Source organism: Streptomyces sp. NPDC002935 (genome assembly GCF_040611295.1).
Classification (GTDB): Bacteria; Actinomycetota; Actinomycetes; order Streptomycetales; family Streptomycetaceae; genus Streptomyces.
Map to the genome: position 1 here is coordinate 185,205 of NZ_JBEXNW010000006.1, position 19,044 is coordinate 204,248.

The window sequence follows — 19,044 nt, forward strand, 5'->3', positions numbered from 1 at the left end:
GTCTGTGACGCGTCACACTGCCCAACTGTGCGCTCCAACATGCCTCCGCGGGTTCGATATGGCCCGCCGACGCTCACCCTCGGCCCGCAGCCTCCTGGTCCGTGGCCGAAGCGCCGGACAGGCTCTGGCCGATGGTTCCGTACGCAGCCATGAACATGTCCAGGAGTCCGTCGACCGCGTCCTCGTCGATGGGGCGGTTCGACAGCAGGCTGCGGTAGTACAGGGCGCCGCACAGCACCTCGGCGGCGAACTCCAGGTTCGCCTCCGCGTTCAGCTCACCGGTGCGCTGGGCGCGGGTGATCCTGTCGAGGGTGCTCTGCTCGACGGTGGCCAGGAAGCGTTCGTGCAGGGTCGCCCGTAGCGTGGAATCGGCCTGCGCCTCGGCGATGACCGCTCGGTAGACGGGGCCGATCGGCGGGCTGGACAGGGCGAGGCCCGAACGGAGGAACTGTTCGCGCAGGTCCTCGCGGACGTCCCCGGTGTCGCGGTAGTCCAGGTCGCTGGTCCATACCCGGCTCAGCGCGTCGAGCAGCAGTGCCGCCTTGGAGGGCCAGCGCCGGTAGATCGTGTGCTTTCCGACCCCGGCCCGTCGGCCGACGGCCTCGATGCTCAGGCCCGCGTAACCGACCTCCGCGGCCAGATCGAGGGTTGCCTGCAGCAGTTCGTCGGTGCGCGCGGCGCCCCGGCGGCGTGGCGTGGCAGGCAGGTCGGTCATGAAGCCATCTTATCGGCACGTGCCGTGCCGTTGACAATGCCGACGACTGAGCGGAGGATTCATTCCATCATCGGCACGCTGCGTGCCGATGATGGAATGGTGGCGTGTCGCCACCTACGAGCCCAAAGATCCCGCACATCAGATCCTCAAGGGGACATCTGCCATGAGCACCACCGAAAGCGGTAAGCACGAGGGATTCACGGCCGAGGAGCGGGCCGCGATGAAGGACCACGCCCAGGAGCTGAAGAAGGAGGCCCGCCGCAGCTCGCGCGCGGACAAGGCCGCCGAGGCGGAGCGGGACGTACTCGCGAAGATCGCCGAGATGCAGGACTCCGACCGGATCATGGCCGAGCGCGTCCACGCCGTCGTCAAGGCCGTCGCTCCGGTCCTCGCGCCGAAACTCTGGTACGGCATGCCCGCCTACGCACTGGACAGCAAGGTCGTCTGCTTCTTCCAGAGCGCGGAGAAGTTCAAGGCGCGCTACGCGACGCTCGGGTTCAGCGATCTGGCGAAGCTGGACGACGGCACGATGTGGGCCTCCGCCTTCGCCCTGACCGAGCTGACGCCCGAGTCGGAGGACCGGATCGGCGCGCTCGTGAAGCAGGCGGTGAGCTGAGGCGCACCCGGACACCACTCCGGCGAGGTCGGCGAGGCACGGACACCCTTCCGGGCCGTGGGAACGGGGGCGCTCTCCGCGGCATCGTTCGACGAACCGGACCTCACCCGGCTCGATCGAACGCGAGGGCCCGGAGCGTCACGCCCCGGGCCCGCGCGGGACGGGCGCCGCTGAGGACATCTCGTCCGGCGTCAGCGGCTCTTGCGCACCCGGGCCGCCGCACGGGCCTCCGCGGCCTTGCGGGCGTCCGCGGTCTTTCGGGACTCCTTGGCGGGACGCCCCGGACGGGTGCCGATGCCGCGGAAGGGCGCGTTGCCGGTGGGCTTCGGCCCGGTCGGCGGGCGCTTGGCACCGGTGATGGCGGTCAGGGCCGCCTCGCCCGACCGCACCTGGGTGACGATCGGCCGGATGCCGGCCTCGGACATCATCCGGTTCACGTCGCGCCGCTGGTTGGGGGTGACCAGGGTGACCACGCTCCCGGACTCCCCGGCGCGAGCGGTGCGCCCGCCCCGGTGCAGGTAGTCCTTGGCGTCGGCGGGCGGGTCGACGTTGACGACGAGGTCGAGCGCCTCGATGTGGATGCCCCGGGCGGCGACGTTGGTGGCCACCAGCACGTTGATCTCACCGTTCTTGAACTGGCCGAGCGTGTGCGTGCGCTGCGGCTGCGACTTCCCGCTGTGCAGGGCGGAGGCCCGGATGCCGCTGGCCCGCAGGTGGCGGGTGAACTGGTCGACTCCGGCCTTGGTGTCCAGGAACATCAGCACCCGGCCGTCCCGCGCGGCGATCTCGGTCGCCGTCGCGTACTTGTCGGCGCCGTGAATGTTCAGCACGTGGTGTTCCATCGTGGCGACCGAGCCCGCCACCTGGTCGACCGAGGCGAGAACCGGGTCGTGGAGGTAGTTCCGTACGAGCTGATCGACGTTGTGGTCGAGCGTGGCCGAGAACAGCAGCCGCTGCCCGTCGGAAGGGATCTGATCCAGGAGGTCGGAGACCTGCGGCAGGAAGCCCAGGTCGCACATCTGGTCCGCCTCGTCCAGCACCGTGATCCGCACCTGGTTCAGAAGGCAGTCACGGCGTGACACCAGGTCGGTCAGTCGTCCCGGTGTCGCGATGACGACCTCGACGCCGGTCCGCAGCAGCGCCTGCTGCCGGTTGATCGACAGGCCGCCGACCACCGTCGCCAGTCGTACGTTCATGGTCTGCGCGTACGGTTCGAGCGCGTCGCTCACCTGCTGTGCGAGCTCCCGGGTCGGCACCAGGACCAGTGCCAGCGGCCGCTTCGCCTCCGCTCGCCGGCCAGCCGTCCGGGCGAGCAGGGCAAGTCCGAAAGCCAGCGTCTTGCCGGAACCGGTCCGTGCCCGTCCGAGGACGTCGTGACCGGCCAGCGCGTTGGGCAGCGTCGCGGCCTGGATCGGGAAAGGATCGGTCACCCCGAGGCCGGACATCTTCGTCACCAGCTCCGGCGGCAGTCCGAGCGCGTCGAACGACGCCGCGGGAGGCAGACCCGTGGAGACCGTCTGCGGTGTCGAGACGTCGCCCTGCGGCGCTGTCGTCGGCTGGTGCCCGCCAGCAGAGGAGCGTCCAGGGGCCGGCGGCTTCGCGTTCATGGGGGAACCTTCCTCAGTCTGACGCCCGGAACGCCCCGGGGCCCGTACCCCTCGGCACGGGCCCCGGCGACACGAAGCGTGTCCTTATTTTACCAGCGGGCACCAAGGCGCCCGTTGCGGTCCGCGTCCCAGTGGTGTGCGTGCTCGCCTTACGGCGGACGGCCGCGCGGCACGCGCGACAGGTACATGGCCGAATCCGGGCAAGGCCGCCATACCGACTCGACTCATTCGGACAGGGTGGCCCGGATGTGACCTTTTCCATTGCGACCGGCGGACCGGTACGGCAAGTGTCTCCCGCAACGAGTCTCCGAAGAACTGTTATCCGAGGTTCTGCGGGCGGTCTCCCAGGTGACGGCAGCATCGTTCGGAGTCGAGGACAGGGAAGTTTTCATGAGGAGACAGCACGGGGTGGCGACGGCGGCACTGGTGACTGCCGCCCGAGGGGGCGACCCGGAGGCCCAGGACGCCCTGGTCGGCGCTTTTCTCCCCTTGGTCTACAACATCGTGGGGCGAGCTCTGAACGGCTCCGTCGATGTCGACGACGTCGTGCAGAACACCATGCTCCGCGCCCTGGACGGTCTGGAGGGGCTGCGTACTCCGGAGAGCTTCCGCTCCTGGCTCGTGGCGATCGCGATGAATCAGGTCCGAGCGCACTGGCAGGACCGGCAGCGCGCCCCCGGCACCGTGGAGGAGGCCGAGGACCTCGCGGACCCCGGCGCCGACTTCGTGGACCTGACCATGGCGCGGCTCCAGCTTTCCGGCCAGCGCCGGGAGACCGCGCTGGCGACCCGCTGGCTCGAGCCCGACGATCGCGGCGTTCTCTCGCTTTGGTGGCTGGAATGCGCCGGTGAACTGACCCGGACCGAGGTGGCCGAGGCCTTGGAACTGTCGCCTCAGCACACGGCGGTCCAGGTACAGCGGATGAAGGCGCAGTTGGAGACGTCCCGCGTGGTGGTACGGGCCCTCGACGCGCGGCCGCCCTGCGAGGAACTGCGTGGTGTCCTCGCCTCCTGGGACGGTCGGCCCTCGGCTCTGTGGCGCAAGCGCATAGCCCGGCACGCCCGCGACTGCGCACGCTGCTCCGGCCTGTGGAGCGGGTTGGTGCCCGCGGAGGGACTGCTGGCCGGCCTGGCGCTGATCGCCGCATCACCTGGCCTGCTCGCGGCCCTGCGTACCACCTCCGACGGGATGGCTGCCGCAGGCTCGGCGTCACAGGTCACGGGCGCCGCGGGCCGCGGAGAAGCGGGCTCGGCGGCGGTCGGGCACCGTGGGCCAGGTGCCAGGTCGACCTCCCGCAGCGAGGCTCGCCGACGCCGACGTGTCCGGCGCCGGGCCCTCGGCGGCGCCCTTCTGGCGGTCTGTGTGGCGGGCGGCGGACTCTGGTACTTCGGTATCGGGCCCGGAACGCGAACCGACGGGGCGACCTCCTCGCGGACCGCGGGCGACCCCGTCATGGACCTTTCGGCCCCCGGCGCCGCCGGCCCCTCCGCGTCCGACACGGCATCGGCCTCTCCCTCTCCGTCGGCGTCCGGTTCGAAATCGCCGAAGGCGAAGCCTTCCAAGAGACACCGCTCGGCCAAGCCGAGTGCGTCGGCTGCCGCGACCTCGACTCCGCCGACTCGGCGGGTGTCCGGCACACCGCAGGCGCAGTCGGCCCCGTCGACCACCGTGGGCCAGGTGGTCGCGCTGGTGAACAAGGAGCGGGCCGCCGCCGGTTGCGGTCCTCTCACGGAGGACGCGCAACTGGAGGATGCCGCCCTGGCCCACTCCGCGGACATGGACGCCCGCGACTTCTTCGACCACAGCAACCCCGACGGCACCGACCCCGGTGAGCGCATCACGGCCGCCGGCTACCGCTGGTCCACGTACGGCGAGAACATAGCCATGGGCCAGCAGACCCCGCAGGCGGTGATGGATTCGTGGATGAACAGCCCGGGCCACCGCGCGAACATTCTCAACTGCTCGTTCAAGAACATCGGGGTGGGTGTGCACCGAGGTTCGGGCGGCCCGTGGTGGACACAGGACTTCGGGGCCAAGCTGTGAGGTCTCGTGATCCCTCCGGCGTGGGAAATCCGTCGGTCGTGGTCGTCCCACAGGCCTCAGGTGACGTGCCAGCCCGGTTCGAGGCGGTCGAGGAGGGCGTGGAAGGCCGCGTCGGCCCGGTCCAGGTCGCCGTCGGGCAGCGAAGCGATGAGCACACCGAAGGTCGCGTCGACCAGGACGGCGGCCTCGGTCCGGGCACGGGCCTCGGTCATTCCGAGGTCGCGGAAGGCGGAGCCGAGCAGGCCGGTCCACTCGGTCAGGATGTCGTGCAGGACAGGCCCGTACCGCTCGGTGTGGAGCAGGCCGGCGGTCATGATCTCGAGGTAGAGGGGGAGCGCGGAGCGCAGGTCGGGAGCGCGGAACTGCTCCCAGACCTCCTCCATGAAACGGCGGAGTTCCGCCGGGTCCCGGGGGGATCCGACGTGTTCGAACACGCTCCGGGCTCGCAGCAGTGGGCGCCTCTCGTCCAGGGCGAGTGCCTCCGCGACCATGCCTTCCTTGGTTCCGAAGTAGTAGAGGAGCATGCGGTCGCTCGTACCCAAGGCCTGCGCGAGGGGGCGCAGGGAGAGGTCGGCCAGGCCGTTGCGAATCAAGTACGCGCGGACCCGGTCGATCAGGTCGAGGCGTTTGGCCTGGTCGGTCGGCCGTGGCATGAAGGCTCCCCACTGTGGCTAGGGTGTGGCGACGTAAGACCGAATGCATCCCATACGCCTGGATGAGTAGCATTAGCATGCATATTTACCGTAACGAGTGCTACATGTATATTTGTTATCGTGACGAGCGCCACGTGAACGCGTGACCTGGCACATGCTCGGACCGGTCGGTCGACGGATCCGAGCCGCTCCGGCAGTCGTCGTCGCCAGCAGTGAAGAAGGGACTGATTCCCATGGCCCCGGGGGCCATCGATCTCCTGGCGACCACTCGTCGGGGGCGCTTCGCCCGGTTCTACCGCCGGCGCGAGCAATCGGGGCACGAGGACGCCGCGAACCGCGCTCAGGAGAAGGACCCGTCCTCAGCGGCCGTACCCACGTCGTGGATCGCCCGCAACCAGGCTCTCTGGTCACGCGCGCTGCAACCCATACGACCGTTCGACGCGCCTCGGGCCTGTGTCACCCCCTGGGACGCCTCCTGGCCCCTGTCGCGGGAACTGACCTCGGCCCGCCGGGCCCGCCAATTGGTGACCGCGCAACTCGGCGAGTGGGATCTGGAAGGCCTGGCCGACACCGCCGAGCTCCTGGTCAGCGAACTGGTCACCAACGCTCTGCGCCACACATGCGGCCCCCTGCGGCTCAACGTGTGTGTGCGTGACTCCCGCCTGCGGTGCGAGGTCGAGGACACGGACCCCGCCGGCCCCGTACGCCGCGAGGCCGACACCGACGCGGAGAGCGGACGCGGTACCGAACTGCTCGATCTGCTCGCCGAAGCCTGGGGCAGCAGGCGCATGCCGACCGGCAAGACCATGTGGTTCGAAATACCGACGGACACGTCTTCGCAGTTCCTGCTGTAACCGGTCTTGCTCTCATCGCTTCTGAGCAAGTCCCCGCCCGGAGCCCGCGGCGCCCATGAGGACAGCAGCGGCCCGTTCTACGGGTCCTCCGCGACGGGCCCGGCCCCCCGCCTGCGCACCCCGGCACACAGTCGATCAGGCGGCGCCCGCAGACCGCCTAACGCCGCCCCTCCCGCCGACGCGGAAACAGCGCGCCGAGAGTCGCCGCCACGGCCGTCCCGAACAGCAGCCCACCCCAGGGCAGCGCCCCGAGCGCCCGGTGCCGGAACAATCCGTACGCGATCACGCCGAGCCCGCCTCCCAGGAGGAAGAAGGCTCCGCCGCGCAGCCCGAACCACCATCGGGGGCGCTCTCTCTCCGACATCATGACGAGGATTATCCCCTTGCGACGCCACGGCGGGGCGAAGTCAGTGTTCAGCTACGGGTGGCCACATGGGTGGCGAGGAAGTCCAGCAGCGCGGCGTTGAACCGGCCCGGCTGTTCGGCACCGGGGAGGTGGCCGGCGCCCTCGACGACGGTCAGGATCGCGTGCGGCACGAGGCCGTGGATGGCCTCGGCGTCGGCGACCGGCGTGAAGGCGTCGTCGGCACCGACGACGATCAGGACCGGGGACTGCACGGCGGCGAGGGTGTCCCGGTAGTCGGGACGTTCGGCCCGGCCGCGCAGGGCGGCCGCGGCGCCACGGGGGTCGGTGGCGCGCATCATCCGCAGGACGTGCGCGGCGACGTCAGGCATCGCCATGACGTTGTAATCGGCGAGCATCTTGCCGATGACCTCGTCCGCGTAGCCGTCCATGCCCTCCGCCAGGAGACGGTCGGCCAGCCGATTGCGGAAGGCCTTGCCCTCGTCCGTCTCGGCCGGCGCGGAGGTGTCCGACAGGACGAGGGCACGTACGCGATCGGTGTGGCGGCGCTGGAGTTCCATGGCGATCTGGCCGCCCATCGAGACACCGCCGACCACCGCCCGGTCGATGCCCAGGTGATCCAGGAGTCCGACGAGGTCGTCGGCGAAGTCGGCGAGCAGGACGGGGCCGGCGTCGACCCCACTGTCCCCGTAGCCGCGCAGGTCCGGGGTGACCACACGGTGCCCGGCCGTGACGAGCGCCTCGACCTGCGGGGCCCACAGGGTCCGGTTGAAGGGATGCCCGTGGATCAGCAGGACGGGCAGCCCGGCCGAGGGACCGGCGTCGTCGAAGTGGAGCGTGGTGCCGCGCAGGACTATGGAGGTCATGCCCGGCACCCTAGTCTCAAGATCGTTTCGAGGGAGAGTACGGAACCGGTCTACTCGGCCATCCGCGGGACGCTGTAGGCCTCATCGGCGCCCGTGTCGATGTAGTGGGAGGCGTGCTCATGTGCGGCGGGCCATTGAGGGGAGGCGGACGACCAACTGTCGGCCTGCGGGCCGTGGTGCGCCGTCGACGCCGACGCGGTCTCGATGCCCGGCACCGGCACCGGCATGCGGGTTCCGCTCACCGCGGCCGCGGAGCGTCCCCGGGCGGACTTGTTCCACTCGCCCTCTCCGAGGATCAGGACCGGGTCGAACATCACGATGGCCGCCGCCAGGATGAGGAAGATGACCGGGCCCAGGAGCATGGGCAGCAGCAGGGAGGCGCCGGACTGGCCGCTCGCGGCCTCTTGCGTGCCGGTGTGCAGATGGACGCTCACGGCGGCCATGCCGGTGTAGTGCATGCCGGTGACCGCCAGGCCCATGACGAGGCTGGCGCCGAGGGAACGAAGGACGCCCTGCACGGAGACGGCGGCCCACAGGGCGGCTGTCGCCGCGACGAGGGCGATGACCAGGGACATGGCCACGGTGAACACGTTGTAGCGGAGGTCGCCGTTGAGCCGCATCGCGAACATGCCGAGGTAGTGCATCATCGCGACGCCCACACCGGTGACGCCACCGGCCACGGTGAGGGAGGTCCGCGTGGCGCCGCGGTAGCCGACGATGAACACGCCCGAGGAGACCACCACGATCGCCACGATCAGACTGAGCACGGTCAGAGGGACGCCTGGTAACGATGACAAATTCTCAGGCCAGTGCTGTTTGAAACTTGCACGATTGTTATCGGTGCCCTGTGGGGTGGTCGGCCCTGCCGGTCGGCGGCACGGCTGACCCCTCTCCGGGCCCAGGGTCCCGACCGGGAATTTCGACCGGCACTTTCGGCCTTGTGCAGATCGGTGCCGTGTCGCTGCGAAGGCGGGGGAGAGATGGACCGCCGAGAGTGCGCGCGGCGGCGCCTGTGCGAGTCTGTCGGAGACAAGGAAGAAAGGGTGCGTGCGATGAGCCGGAACGAGGAGAAGGCGCTGCTGGCGGGCGGCTGTTTCTGGGGCATGGAGGATCTGATCAGGACGTTCCCGGGCGTGCTGGACACGCGGGTGGGATACAGCGGCGGCGATGTCGCCGACGCGACGTATCGCAACCATGGCACGCACGCCGAGTCGATCGAGATCACGTTCGATCCCACGAAGACCGACTACCGGACGATCCTGGAGTACTTCTTCCAGATCCATGACCCGTCGACGAAGAACCGGCAGGGCAACGACATCGGTCTCAGCTACCGGTCCGCCATCTTCTACGTCGACGACGAGCAGAAGCGTGTCGCCGAGGAGACCATCGCCGACGTCGACGCCTCCGGGCTGTGGCCGGGGAAGGTCGTGACCGAGGTGGCACCGGCCGGTCCGTTCTGGGAGGCGGAGCCGGAGCACCAGGACTACCTGCAGCGCTACCCCGACGGCTACACCTGCCACTTCGTACGTCCGAACTGGCGGCTGCCGAGGCGCACGGAATCCTGAGCCGGGTCTGAACCCCCAGCGCCTGCGCGCACTGCGCGCGCGGGCCGTGCATCCCCATACCGACGTCGGCCGGGCCGCCACCGTTCAGCGGTGGCGGCCCGCTGCACGCGCTGCCGTTCGCCCCCAGAGAGGCGTTTTTAGAGAGGTGCCGCCGACGGTGTGCTCTCCGCTCCGGAATTGCCCATGTGCCCTGGCCGAACTCGTCGCCGATGAGGGGGATCTGCGGGCTCTCCGGCTCTAGACCGAGGTGGAGGCGCGGGTGAGGGTCTGGTGCAGCGCGGCCAGGCCCTGCGTGTAGATGCCGTGGAACAGGGTGACGGCCTCGCTGTCGCTGATGCCGTCGGGCGTGAAGGTACCGGACCATTCCACGCGGGCCCTGTCCTGGCGGGGCGTCTCGTGCACCGTGAGAGTGGAGCGGTAGCCGGTGACCGGGAACGGGGCCCGGACGATCGAGTAGCTGTACGTCCGGGCCTGGTCGTCGAAGGCTTCGAGCCGCTCGATGATGACGTCGCCTTGCTCGTTCTCGAGGCGGCGCAGGCGTCCGCCGTCACAGAGGTCGCTGGTGGGGATGTAGGGGAGCCAGTCGGGCAGCGAGTCGAAGCCGCCGATGAGCTGCCAGACGCGGTCGGGTGATGCGGCGATGTCGATGGACGCGGTGGTCGTGGCCACGGGATTCTCCTGGGAGTGTGCGGGTGGGAAGGGTCAGGCGGCGGGGACGGGAGCGTCCTGCGCGATGAGCCGCTCCTCGCGCAGGTCGGTCCAGAACGCGGCCGGGATCGTCTCGCCGAGAGCGGCGACGTCCTCGGCGATGCGACCGGGCCTCGTCGCGCCGGGGATCGCGGCCGCCGCCGCCGGGTGGGAGAGGGAGAACTGCAGCGCGGCGGACTTGATACCGACTCCGTGCCGCTCGGTGAGCGCCTTGATCCGCTCCACCTTGTCGATGATGTGCGCGGGCGCCTTCTGGTACTCGAAGTGCGTACCTCCGGCGAGGATGCCCGAGCTGTACGGGCCGCCGACCACGATGTCGACGTCGTGGGCCGCGGCGGCGGGCAGCAGACGCTGCAGGGCCCGGTCGTGGTCGAGAAGGGTGTAGCGGCCCGCGAGGAGGAAGGCGTCGGGCTTCGGCTCGTCCAGGTCCAGCGTGAGCTCCAGGGGTTCCACGCGGTTGACGCCGAGGCCCCAGGCCTTGATGACCCCTTCCTCGCGCAGCTTCTGCAGCACTCGGAAGGCGCCGGTGCGGGCGCTCTCGTAGCAGGCCAGCCACTCGTCCCCGTAGAAGTCCTGCGCGACATCGTGCACCCACACGATGTCGAGGCGGTCCGTCCGCAGACGCTTGAGGCTGTCCTCTATGGAGCGCAGGGTGGCGTCGGTGGTGTAGTCGTTGACCATCTTGTTCGGGCGGCCGTGCTCGAACAGGCCGCCCTTCTCGCCGAGGTCGCGGGCGGCCGGGTCCTCGGTCTCGTCGAGGACGACGCGACCGACCTTCGTGCTGAGGACGAACTCGTCGCGCGGGTGCTGTGCCAGGACGTCACCGAGCCGGATCTCGGAGAGGCCGGCGCCGTAGAAGGGCGCGGTGTCGAAGTAGCGGATGCCCTGGTCCCAGGCTGCCTCGACGGTGGCCGCGGCCTCCTCGTCGGGGATGGCGCGGAACATGTTGCCGAGCGGTGCGGTGCCGAAGCCGAGCGCGCCGGGCAGGAGGGACTTGATGCTCATGGGGGGATCCTCGCGGTGGTGGTTCAGACGGAACTGTCACGGAACGTGCGATCCGTCGGGCTTGCGTGTTCGAGGCTAGGATCCGTAGATGAGACTGTCCAAGACTTGCTTGGACACAGTTGAGTCCTCCGAGGTCCTACATGCTTGACCTGCGTCAACTCCGCTACTTCGTCGCTGTCGCCGAAGCCGAACACGTCGGCCGTGCCGCCGAGCGGCTGCACATCTCCCAGTCACCCCTCAGCCGGCAGATCGCCCAGCTCGAGAAGAACCTGGGACTCACCCTCTTCGAACGCAGCCAGCAGCGCATCCGGCTGACCTCCGACGGCAGGGTCTTCCTGACCGAGGCGCACGCCCTGCTGCGCCACGCCGACCGGCTGGAGAACCTCGGCCGACGGCTCGGCCGCGGCGAGGAGGGCGGCCTGTGCATCGGCTACGTGGCCGATGCCATGCACACAGGCGTCCTGCCGTCCGCCCTGCGCACGCTGCGTGACCAGCGACCGGGTATTCACGTCGCGCTGTACGACCAGGAGTCGGCGGAGCAGTTCGAGGGCCTGCGTCAGCGCAGCCTGGACATCGCCCTGGTGCGTACGCCGCCGCCCGAGGACGACCCGGACCTGGACGCGGCGTCCTTGCTCCGGGATCCGCTGCTGCTCGCGCTGCCCGAGAAGCATCCCCTCGCCCTGACGGAGGAGCTGACGCCCGAAGTCCTCGACGGTCAGCCGTGGATCGCGGTGGGCGACGCCCGGGATCCGGCGTGGCGCGACACGTTCGTGGCGTCGTGCGTCGCCTCCGGCTTCACGCCGGACATCCGTCTCGACGCGGCCGACCCCCTCACCGCGCTCGGTCTGGTCGCGTCCGGACTGGGCCTCGCGCTCATTCAGAAGAGCATGGTGCGCGGCACGTCCGACGGCGTCGCGGTACGCGAACTGCCCTGGTACGAGGGGTCCGTTCAGCTGTGGGCGGCCTGGCACCGGGTTGACCTGCGGCCCGTGGTGGCCGCCTTCCGCGCAACGGTCCTCGATGATCGGACCGACCGGTGATCGGAGGCGGCGGCGAGTACGCGGATACAGATCGCTCCGCAAGCAGCGACCGGTGTGGCCGCCGACCTCAGCGGTAGTCGTTCTCCTTGAGTTCGATCACCCATGCGCGGCGTTCGCAGATCTTCCCGTCGCGCATGCGGAACACCTCGGCCATCGACATGCGCATCACGTCACCTGCCTCGCGCTTCACGTTTCCGGTGAGCTCGGCCACGACCACGTCGTCCTCCTCGACCATGCGTACGACCTCCAGCTGCGGAGGCGGGACGAAGCCGGAGCCTTCGATGGCGGCGTCGTACGCCTCCTTGCCGGTCAGATGGAAGCCGCCGAACACGGTCCACTCGATGTCATCGGTCAAGCAGCTCAGGATCTGTGCGTGATCGTTCTTGCGGAAGCCGTCCAGATAGGTCTCGACGGTCTGCTTGTTCCGGGACATGGTTCCTGGTTTCCTTCCGCTTGCGCCGTGCAACTGCTCGCACACTATCCGCCACCACCCGCGGAAGGGCTCGACTGCGGGGGCGGCGCCGGCCAGTGGCTGCGACTGGTGGGGACGGCCGGTACGCCCGAGGCTCCGGCCAGCGCGACGGGGGTCACGATGCCGGCCACCACGGCCTGGATGAGGACGTCGTTGGCGGCCCGTTCGCTGCCGACTCCGGCCAGGTAGAGACGCACGGAGACGGCCACCATGAGGGCCCACCAAGGGGAGTGGAGCCAGGTCAGAGCGGCGGTCAGACCCACGATGGCGTAGGCGACGTTCTTGCGGAACTCGGCCTCACCCACGGCGCGGTCGTACTCGTTGAACAAGTCGTAGTTGGCGATGAGGAGTTTGGTGCGCAGTTGCCTCGTCTCGCCGAGGATGTCGCGGGCGACGAGGTTCATCACCAGGCGTTCGCCCTGGGTTCGCGCGGGCTCCCCGGCCGCGTCGGCGCCCGACGACGGAGCCGGGATGCGCCCCTGTTCCTGGAGGAACGAGATCAGGTCGTCGAACGCGATCCGGGACACCCGCGGTGTGAGGGTGGCGCCACCCTTCCAGAACCGTGCGGATTTCGGTGCTTCATGGGTGTTCACGGGCACGACGCGGACCGCGAGCATGGCGCCGACGAGGTAGGCGAGAAAGGCTCCGGCCGCGAGCACCCCGGCGGGCCCCACCACGGCGCCCAAGCGATACAGCGAGGCCCACACACCGCCGGCCTGTTGCCGCGTCGGGACCCGCTCCTCCAGGAACAGCCAGAGCGTCAGAAGCCAGATGCACCCCGTCGACAGGGGCGCTCGCACATCCCGCAGTCCGGGCAGCAGATTCGTGAGCACACCGTCCCCCTGATCCTTTCCGCGGACCGCCACTTTCCGACCAGGCAGCGTGGCACACGTCCTGGATGCTCAGGCGCGATCAACCCAACCTCTGTACGGCAACTCCGCCAAAACGACCGATACGAAAGGGACAAGAACGGCAAACGGGGCCCGGTTCGGTATGGCAAGCCCGGCAATCCGGCTTGCGGACCGGGCCGCACGCCGTCGACGCACCTCCATAGCGCTGTTGTGTGCAGGAGGCAAGCACCGCTCACTCGAAGGTGTGGTGGTCTACGGCAGATAGAGTGACCGTCCTCGAAAGGCGTAGTGTCATATGCCTGTTGCCCAGGGCAGAGGGGTAACTCGCAGGCGGGGGCCAGGGGAGAGGACGGCATCACGAGATGACGAGCACCGACTGGAGCGACCGGGGACTGTGCCGTACGGCCGACCCCGACGACCTGTTCGTCGAGGGCGCCGCGCAGAACCGGGCCAAAATACTGTGCAGCGGCTGCCCCGTACTGACCGAGTGCCTCGCCTACGCGCTGGACCATCGCATCGAACACGGCGTGTGGGGAGGCATGACCGAGCGCGAGCGCCGGGCCCTGCTGCGCCGTCGGCCCACGGTCACCTCCTGGCTGCACCTTCTGGAAACAGCCCGCGTGGAACACGAGCGCACACACGACGCAACGGCGGTCGCCCACAGGGCGAGTTGACGCCCCGAAGTACCCAGGCGCGCGCGGCACTCGGCGATACGGCGCCCGGACCCGGTGTGCGACGCAGTGAGTGGTGCTCGGATCGCCGCTAGCCTGTGAGGCATGTATCAGTTCCGGCGGCGCGACCGGCGCCCGGCTCGCCGTGGGGGACCGGAGTCCGCTGAGCGCCGGGCTGTGCCCATCGAGGTGGCGGGGGCCAATGTCATGATCGTCGGCTACTTCTCCGCGAAGGAGAAGAGCTACGTCGCGCTCATGGATGCGGCGGCCTCGGAACTGACGGCGCGCGGTGCTCGTATCGTCGGGCGGACCGTGCAACGGCGTGGCGTATCGGACGGCGGGGTCAAGAAGATGGCCCTGCCGTATTCCTCGCGGACCCTGCTGAGTTCTGGGAAGGTCCGCGAAGTTGCGGCAGCCTGTGAAGGGGCCGATGCCGATGTCGTGGTCTTCGTGGCCTCGCTGACGGAGCATCAGCAGCGTGTGCTGACAGGGATACTCGGCCGCCCCACCGTGAGCCTCTCCGAGACCCGCGCTGCTGACTGACGGCCCACTCGGCTGGAGACCGCTTCCGCCGCTCCCGACCCGCTCCCGCGCGACACGTCAGAGCAGTGAAGAGAACTGCAGCGGGGACTCCGGCGCACGCGACCGCCGCCAGAGCCCCCTTGGGAGTCAGTAGGCGGCGAGTCCGTGGACGTCGGTGCTGGTGAACAGCAGCCAGAAGTTGGTGCCGTCCCTGACGTCGGTGGCGGCCAGCCCCCAGGTGTTGGCGTAGACCGTGCGCCAGCCGTTGCAGTAGTAGCCGCCGCTCGTGGGTGCGAAGCAGGTCTGCACGTCGATCGTCCGGGTGATCTTGACGTTGATGTCATTGCAGTTGGACGTGGTGTACGTGGAACCACTGGGCGGCCAGTGGCCGTTGTCGTCGGTGCCGTTGATGGTCTTGGCGCTGCCGTAGCACGAGGTGGCCGCAGCGGACGCCATGGGCGCGGGGGCGAGGAACAGCCCGGCCATGGCGGTGGTCGCCGCCGCGAGCGCGATCATCCTTCGTCTCTTCAATGGTCCTCCCCTGTCGCGCGCAGAGAATTCTGCGCGGTGGACGCGGGGCCAGCATGTCGGCACCGGGTGCGGGGCAACAATGCCGTTCAAGCCTCGTGTTGGCGTGTTTTGCATCAGGCGCAGCTTCAGGTGGGGACTGGGGCAACCGACTGTCGAGCACCATGCCGATGACCCGCGCCGCGAGCTCGGCGAAGTCCAGGCACGACACCTGCTGGACGAGGTACGACCCGCGCTGTACGCGGCACGGCAGGCGTTGGCCACCGTGCCCACCTTCCCCGAACACCCCATCCTGCGTCCCCGTGGCACGCCCCCTGCGGCCCTGCGCCCCCCGGGGCACGCACTCTGCGGCCCTGTGCCCCCGGTGGCACCCTGCGGCCCCCGTGGCGCCCCGCGGCCGCCTCGGCCACTCCGTCACGGCGGATAGGATGAAAGGGCTCGGCTGCCGCCCCGGCTCCAGGCCCACGCAGCCGGAGAGGACTCCGTAGTGACCCAGCATCCTCCGGCCCGTGCGGCGGTGTTCTCGGCCGGGTCCTGGGGTACCGCGGTCGCCAAGATCATGGCCGACGCCGGCGCCGACGTCATCGTGCACGCCCGCCGCAGCGAGATCGCCGACGGCATCAACACGAGGCACCGCAACCCCGGTTACTTCCCGGACGTCGAGCTGCCCACCTCCCTGACGGCCACGACCGATCCTTCCGCCGCGCTGGACGGCGCGCACTACCTCGTCCTGTCCGTCCCCGCGCAGTCCCTGCGCACCAGCCTCGCCGCCTGGGCGCCGCACATCGGATCCGGCACCGTGATCGTGTCGCTGATGAAGGGCATCGAGCAGGACACCGGGAAACGCGCGAGCGAGGTCATCACCGAAGTGACCGGTCTCTCCGCGAGCAGGGTCGCCGTGCTGTCCGGACCGAACCTCGCCCGCGAGATCATGGCAGGCCTGCCTGCCGCCGCCACCGTCGCCTGCCCTGATGCGGACACCGCCCGACGCGTTCAGCAGGCCAGCCACACCCCCTACTTCCGGCCCTACACCAGCGCGGACGTGGTCGGCTGCGAGTTGGGCGGCGCGGTGAAGAACGTCATCGCGCTGGCCGTCGGCATCGCCGCCGGCATGGGCCTGGGCGACAACGCCGCGGCCCTGCTCATCACCCGCGGGCTGGCCGAGACCACTCGCCTGGCCACGGCGATGGGAGCCCGCCCGGCCACCCTGTCCGGTCTGGCCGGACTGGGTGATCTGGTGGCCACCTGTACCTCCCCGCTCTCCCGCAACCGCACCTTCGGCACCCACCTCGGTCACGGTCTCAGTGTCGAGCAGGCGGCGGCCGCCACGCGGCAGACCACCGAGGGCGTCAAGAGCGCGGAGGCGGTCCTCGCCCTGGCTCGGGCCCATGACGTCGAGATGCCGATCGCTGAAGTGATCTCCGATCTGCTGCACGGGAAGGTCACTCTCGACCAGGCCGCGACCGCGCTGATGCAGCGGCCCCCCAAGCCCGAGAGCTGACCCTCGGCGCCGCGTAGCCGGAGCCGGATCATTCCGGCGAGGCGGCCCCCAGGCCCCCCAGGCCCCCCCCAGGCCCCCCAAGTCCCCCAGGCTCTGCGGGCCCCCAGGCTCCGCGAGCCCCCGATCGCCGGATCGACCCTCGATGCCCAGACCACCCCGTCACCCCGGTCGGCCTGGCCGACGGCTCGGCGGACAGGGATACTTCGGTAGCCTTGCGGCCGCTGCCGACCAAGAGCCGACTCGGTCGCACGCCGGAACACGCCTCCGGCACTGGGAATTTGAGTGCCGGGGTCGGCAGAGACCCTCACGTCCGCGCATCAACACCCACTCACAGAGGTCCGATGCCCACTCTCAGATTTGGCAAGTACCTGACATTAGCGGCTGCCGCCCTCCTGCTGCTGGCCACCGCTCCCGGGGCGGTCGCCGCCACCGCCGATCCGGGGGACGGAGCACCGACGGCCTCGGCCGGTGCTCTGGCGACCGAGACGTGGCAAGCGCCGCTGTCCACCCGCGGGCGTTACATCGTCGACGCCGACGGCAACCGTTTCCGGCTGAGGTCGGCCAACTGGGACGGTGCGCAGGGTTCCTGGACAGGCAGCGGCAGCACGGCCGACCCGGCCAACCACCACGCCGGCCAGAACTCCTACGGCATCCCCCTCGGCCTGGACCGCGTCCCCCTGCCCCAACTGCTCGGTGACTTCCACCGACTCGGCATCAACAGCATCCGGTTGCCCTTCTCCAACGAGATGATCCATGCGACGACGCCTGTTCCGGACGTCGCCGTCACGGCAAACCCGGGGCTGCGCGGCAGGACACCCCTGCAGGTCTATGACGCTGTCGTCGCCGCCCTCACGCAGGACGGGTTCGCGGTTATCCTCAACAACCACACCAACACCTCGCGTTGGTGCTGCGGCGTCGACGGCAACGAACGGTGGAACAGCGGGCAGTCGACCCAGCAGTGGGCGGACGACTGGGTCTTCATGGCCCGCCGCTACGCCGGTGAGCCACGCGTGGTGGGCGCCGACCTCTACAACGAAGTACGCCGCGACATCCTGGACGACCCCAACTGGGGCCTGGGCGACGCCCACGACTGGTACGCGGCCGCCCAGCTCGCCGCGGACCGTATCCTCGCCGAGGCCAATCCGCGTCTCCTCGTCGTCATCGAGGGGATCAACTGGACCGGCCTGCCGGTCGACGGGCTGCCCCACGGCCGCCCCACCCTCACCCCTGCCCGTACGCTCTCGCACACCCTCGTGGCCAGCCACAAACTGGTGTACTCCGCCCACTTCTACGGCTACACCGGCCCCAACCACAGTGGCGCCACCGGGATCGGCGAAACGCACGACGCCCGCTACCAGGACCTCACGCGCGACCAGCTCTACCAAGTCCTCAACGACCAGGCCTTCTTCGTCTCATCGGAGGGAAACCAGCACTTCACCGCGCCCGTGTGGATCAGCGAGTTCGGCATCGGTGCGGGAGAGACAGGCACCGCCGCCCGCACCTGGTTCGGCAACATCACCGACTACTTCGCCGACCACGACGTCGACTTCGCCTACTGGCCGCTCGTCGGGTGGGAGGGCCACGACGACTGGTCCCTGCTGCGCTACGACGCCTCGGGCAACCGGTACGGCATCCTCGACCAGGCCGACTGGCGCGGGACCGCCTGGAACAGGCTCATGACCGCCCCGACTCGCACCGGGTCCGTCGCCTCGGTCCCCAGCTGGAACATGCTCGCCACCGACCACGGCGACTACGTGCAGTCGCTGCGGGTGCGAGCGAACGGTGACTGGAACTCCGGTGCCTCCAAGGCCACTTGTCCCGATGGTCAGAGGCTGCTCGGCCTCGGCCACAGCGGCGTTCGCGGGCTGTGCACCGATGTCTCCACCGGTGACCTTCGTGCCGCGGGCACCGCCCAGACCGTCGTCGCGGACGAGCGCTATGTGCCCGCGGGCGGCGACTGGGCGTCGGGATACACCAAGTACCAGTGTCCGGCAGGCGCCTTCCTCATCGGCTACAGCCGCCGAGGCAACCGGACGTCGGCGGCCCTGTGCGTGCCCGCCGGCCACTCACTGGCGGGCGCCGGGCGAACCGTGTGGTTCGACCGGTCGGACAACCGGCCCGCCAACGCCTCCGGCGGCGACTTCGCCAACGGCGACTACAAGGGCCAGTGCGCCGACGACGAGTACGCCGCCGGCATCGCCTTCACCACCCGAGTGGGCGCCAACCCGGGCCCCGCCGCCCTGCTGTGCCGCAAACTGAACTGATCAAAGGCATTGCAGCCGAGGCCCGGTTGGCCAAGTGCCACGCACCAGCGCCAACCGGGTCCGCACGGTGTACATGCACCCCAACTCGCCGTGCTTCACCGCTTCGTGGCCGAGTAATTCGGTCGCGTGTCCTGAGGCCGGCCGCTAACTTCCGCCTGTGCGTGATGAGGTACGAGACGGCACGGCGAAGGGAACCAGG

Annotated in this window: 19 protein-coding genes and 1 pseudogene; 9 read left to right on the forward strand and 11 right to left on the reverse strand. The window is 69.7% G+C overall.

All coding sequences use genetic code 11. The features are described 5' to 3' along the window. Positions 1–73: 73 nt before the first annotated feature. Entirely contained in the window at positions 74–715 is a 642-nt protein-coding gene (locus ABZX90_RS10310; protein ID WP_355203232.1) for a TetR/AcrR family transcriptional regulator, read from the reverse strand. Positions 716–878: 163 nt separating this feature from the next. Between ABZX90_RS10310 and ABZX90_RS10315 the strand changes: the two genes are divergently transcribed. Further along, the gene (locus ABZX90_RS10315; protein WP_355203235.1) at positions 879–1,331 is read left to right on the forward strand and encodes a DUF1801 domain-containing protein; all 453 of its coding nucleotides are present in this window, start codon (positions 879–881) and stop codon (positions 1,329–1,331) included. Between the two features lie 191 nt (positions 1,332–1,522). On the opposite strand, the gene ABZX90_RS10320 is transcribed toward ABZX90_RS10315, so the two are convergent. Further along, positions 1,523–2,938: a DEAD/DEAH box helicase gene (locus tag ABZX90_RS10320; RefSeq protein ID WP_351131182.1), complete on the reverse strand. Its 1,416-nt coding sequence runs from the start codon at positions 2,936–2,938 to the stop codon at positions 1,523–1,525. Positions 2,939–3,328: 390 nt separating this feature from the next. Between ABZX90_RS10320 and ABZX90_RS10325 the strand changes: the two genes are divergently transcribed. Beyond that, entirely contained in the window at positions 3,329–4,981 is a 1,653-nt protein-coding gene (locus ABZX90_RS10325; protein WP_355203238.1) for a sigma-70 family RNA polymerase sigma factor, read from the forward strand. Positions 4,982–5,037: 56 nt separating this feature from the next. Here the strand turns inward: ABZX90_RS10325 and ABZX90_RS10330 are convergent, their stop codons facing one another. Continuing rightward, complete coding sequence (locus ABZX90_RS10330; protein WP_351131186.1) at positions 5,038–5,634, reverse strand: TetR/AcrR family transcriptional regulator; 597 nt, start codon at positions 5,632–5,634, stop codon at positions 5,038–5,040. A 233-nt stretch (positions 5,635–5,867) separates the two neighbouring features. Here ABZX90_RS10330 and ABZX90_RS10335 point away from each other — a divergent pair, with 233 nt between their 5' ends. Beyond that, entirely contained in the window at positions 5,868–6,488 is a 621-nt protein-coding gene (locus tag ABZX90_RS10335) for an ATP-binding protein (RefSeq protein WP_355203241.1), read from the forward strand. Positions 6,489–6,645: 157 nt separating this feature from the next. On the opposite strand, the gene ABZX90_RS10340 is transcribed toward ABZX90_RS10335, so the two are convergent. From ABZX90_RS10340 to ABZX90_RS10350, 3 genes and pseudogenes are all read right to left on the reverse strand, one after another. Then, positions 6,646–6,855 carry a hypothetical protein gene (locus tag ABZX90_RS10340; protein ID WP_355203244.1) on the reverse strand — a complete coding sequence of 70 codons (210 nt, stop codon included), beginning with the start codon at positions 6,853–6,855 and terminating at the stop codon, positions 6,646–6,648. A 47-nt stretch (positions 6,856–6,902) separates the two neighbouring features. After that, positions 6,903–7,718: an alpha/beta fold hydrolase gene (locus ABZX90_RS10345; protein ID WP_355203247.1), complete on the reverse strand. Its 816-nt coding sequence runs from the start codon at positions 7,716–7,718 to the stop codon at positions 6,903–6,905. Positions 7,719–7,768: 50 nt separating this feature from the next. Continuing rightward, positions 7,769–8,494: pseudogene (locus tag ABZX90_RS10350) on the reverse strand (MHYT domain-containing protein); the annotation flags it as partial. Positions 8,495–8,770: 276 nt separating this feature from the next. On the opposite strand from ABZX90_RS10350, the gene msrA reads away from it, so the two are divergent. After that, the gene (gene msrA / locus ABZX90_RS10355; RefSeq protein WP_351131190.1) at positions 8,771–9,283 is read left to right on the forward strand and encodes a peptide-methionine (S)-S-oxide reductase MsrA; all 513 of its coding nucleotides are present in this window, start codon (positions 8,771–8,773) and stop codon (positions 9,281–9,283) included. A gap of 237 nt (positions 9,284–9,520) precedes the next feature. On the opposite strand, the gene ABZX90_RS10360 is transcribed toward msrA, so the two are convergent. Then, positions 9,521–9,952, reverse strand: coding sequence for an SRPBCC family protein (locus ABZX90_RS10360; protein ID WP_355203250.1), 432 nt, complete (start codon positions 9,950–9,952; stop codon positions 9,521–9,523). Between the two features lie 33 nt (positions 9,953–9,985). Continuing rightward, positions 9,986–10,996 (reverse strand): aldo/keto reductase, encoded by a 1,011-nt coding sequence (locus ABZX90_RS10365; RefSeq protein WP_355203253.1) that lies wholly within the window; start codon positions 10,994–10,996, stop codon positions 9,986–9,988. A 140-nt stretch (positions 10,997–11,136) separates the two neighbouring features. On the opposite strand from ABZX90_RS10365, the gene ABZX90_RS10370 reads away from it, so the two are divergent. After that, positions 11,137–12,036 carry a LysR substrate-binding domain-containing protein gene (locus tag ABZX90_RS10370; RefSeq protein ID WP_355203256.1) on the forward strand — a complete coding sequence of 300 codons (900 nt, stop codon included), beginning with the start codon at positions 11,137–11,139 and terminating at the stop codon, positions 12,034–12,036. A 67-nt stretch (positions 12,037–12,103) separates the two neighbouring features. Here the strand turns inward: ABZX90_RS10370 and ABZX90_RS10375 are convergent, their stop codons facing one another. Together ABZX90_RS10375 and ABZX90_RS10380 are read right to left on the reverse strand one after the other, a co-directional pair. Continuing rightward, positions 12,104–12,469 (reverse strand): nuclear transport factor 2 family protein, encoded by a 366-nt coding sequence (locus ABZX90_RS10375; protein WP_355203259.1) that lies wholly within the window; start codon positions 12,467–12,469, stop codon positions 12,104–12,106. Positions 12,470–12,513: 44 nt separating this feature from the next. Then, positions 12,514–13,341: a hypothetical protein gene (locus ABZX90_RS10380; RefSeq protein ID WP_355203262.1), complete on the reverse strand. Its 828-nt coding sequence runs from the start codon at positions 13,339–13,341 to the stop codon at positions 12,514–12,516. 380 nt (positions 13,342–13,721) lie between these two features. Between ABZX90_RS10380 and ABZX90_RS10385 the strand changes: the two genes are divergently transcribed. Both ABZX90_RS10385 and ABZX90_RS10390 read left to right on the forward strand, forming a co-directional pair. Further along, the gene (locus ABZX90_RS10385) at positions 13,722–14,033 is read left to right on the forward strand and encodes a WhiB family transcriptional regulator (protein WP_261705193.1); all 312 of its coding nucleotides are present in this window, start codon (positions 13,722–13,724) and stop codon (positions 14,031–14,033) included. A gap of 102 nt (positions 14,034–14,135) precedes the next feature. Beyond that, complete coding sequence (locus tag ABZX90_RS10390; RefSeq protein ID WP_355203265.1) at positions 14,136–14,573, forward strand: hypothetical protein; 438 nt, start codon at positions 14,136–14,138, stop codon at positions 14,571–14,573. A 126-nt stretch (positions 14,574–14,699) separates the two neighbouring features. Here the strand turns inward: ABZX90_RS10390 and ABZX90_RS10395 are convergent, their stop codons facing one another. After that, complete coding sequence (locus ABZX90_RS10395; RefSeq protein ID WP_355203268.1) at positions 14,700–15,068, reverse strand: hypothetical protein; 369 nt, start codon at positions 15,066–15,068, stop codon at positions 14,700–14,702. A gap of 499 nt (positions 15,069–15,567) precedes the next feature. Here ABZX90_RS10395 and ABZX90_RS10400 point away from each other — a divergent pair, with 499 nt between their 5' ends. Both ABZX90_RS10400 and ABZX90_RS10405 read left to right on the forward strand, forming a co-directional pair. Beyond that, the gene (locus tag ABZX90_RS10400) at positions 15,568–16,581 is read left to right on the forward strand and encodes an NAD(P)H-dependent glycerol-3-phosphate dehydrogenase (RefSeq protein ID WP_355203271.1); all 1,014 of its coding nucleotides are present in this window, start codon (positions 15,568–15,570) and stop codon (positions 16,579–16,581) included. 341 nt (positions 16,582–16,922) lie between these two features. Next, entirely contained in the window at positions 16,923–18,845 is a 1,923-nt protein-coding gene (locus tag ABZX90_RS10405) for a cellulase family glycosylhydrolase (protein WP_355203274.1), read from the forward strand. The last annotated feature ends 199 nt before the right edge of the window (positions 18,846–19,044 follow it).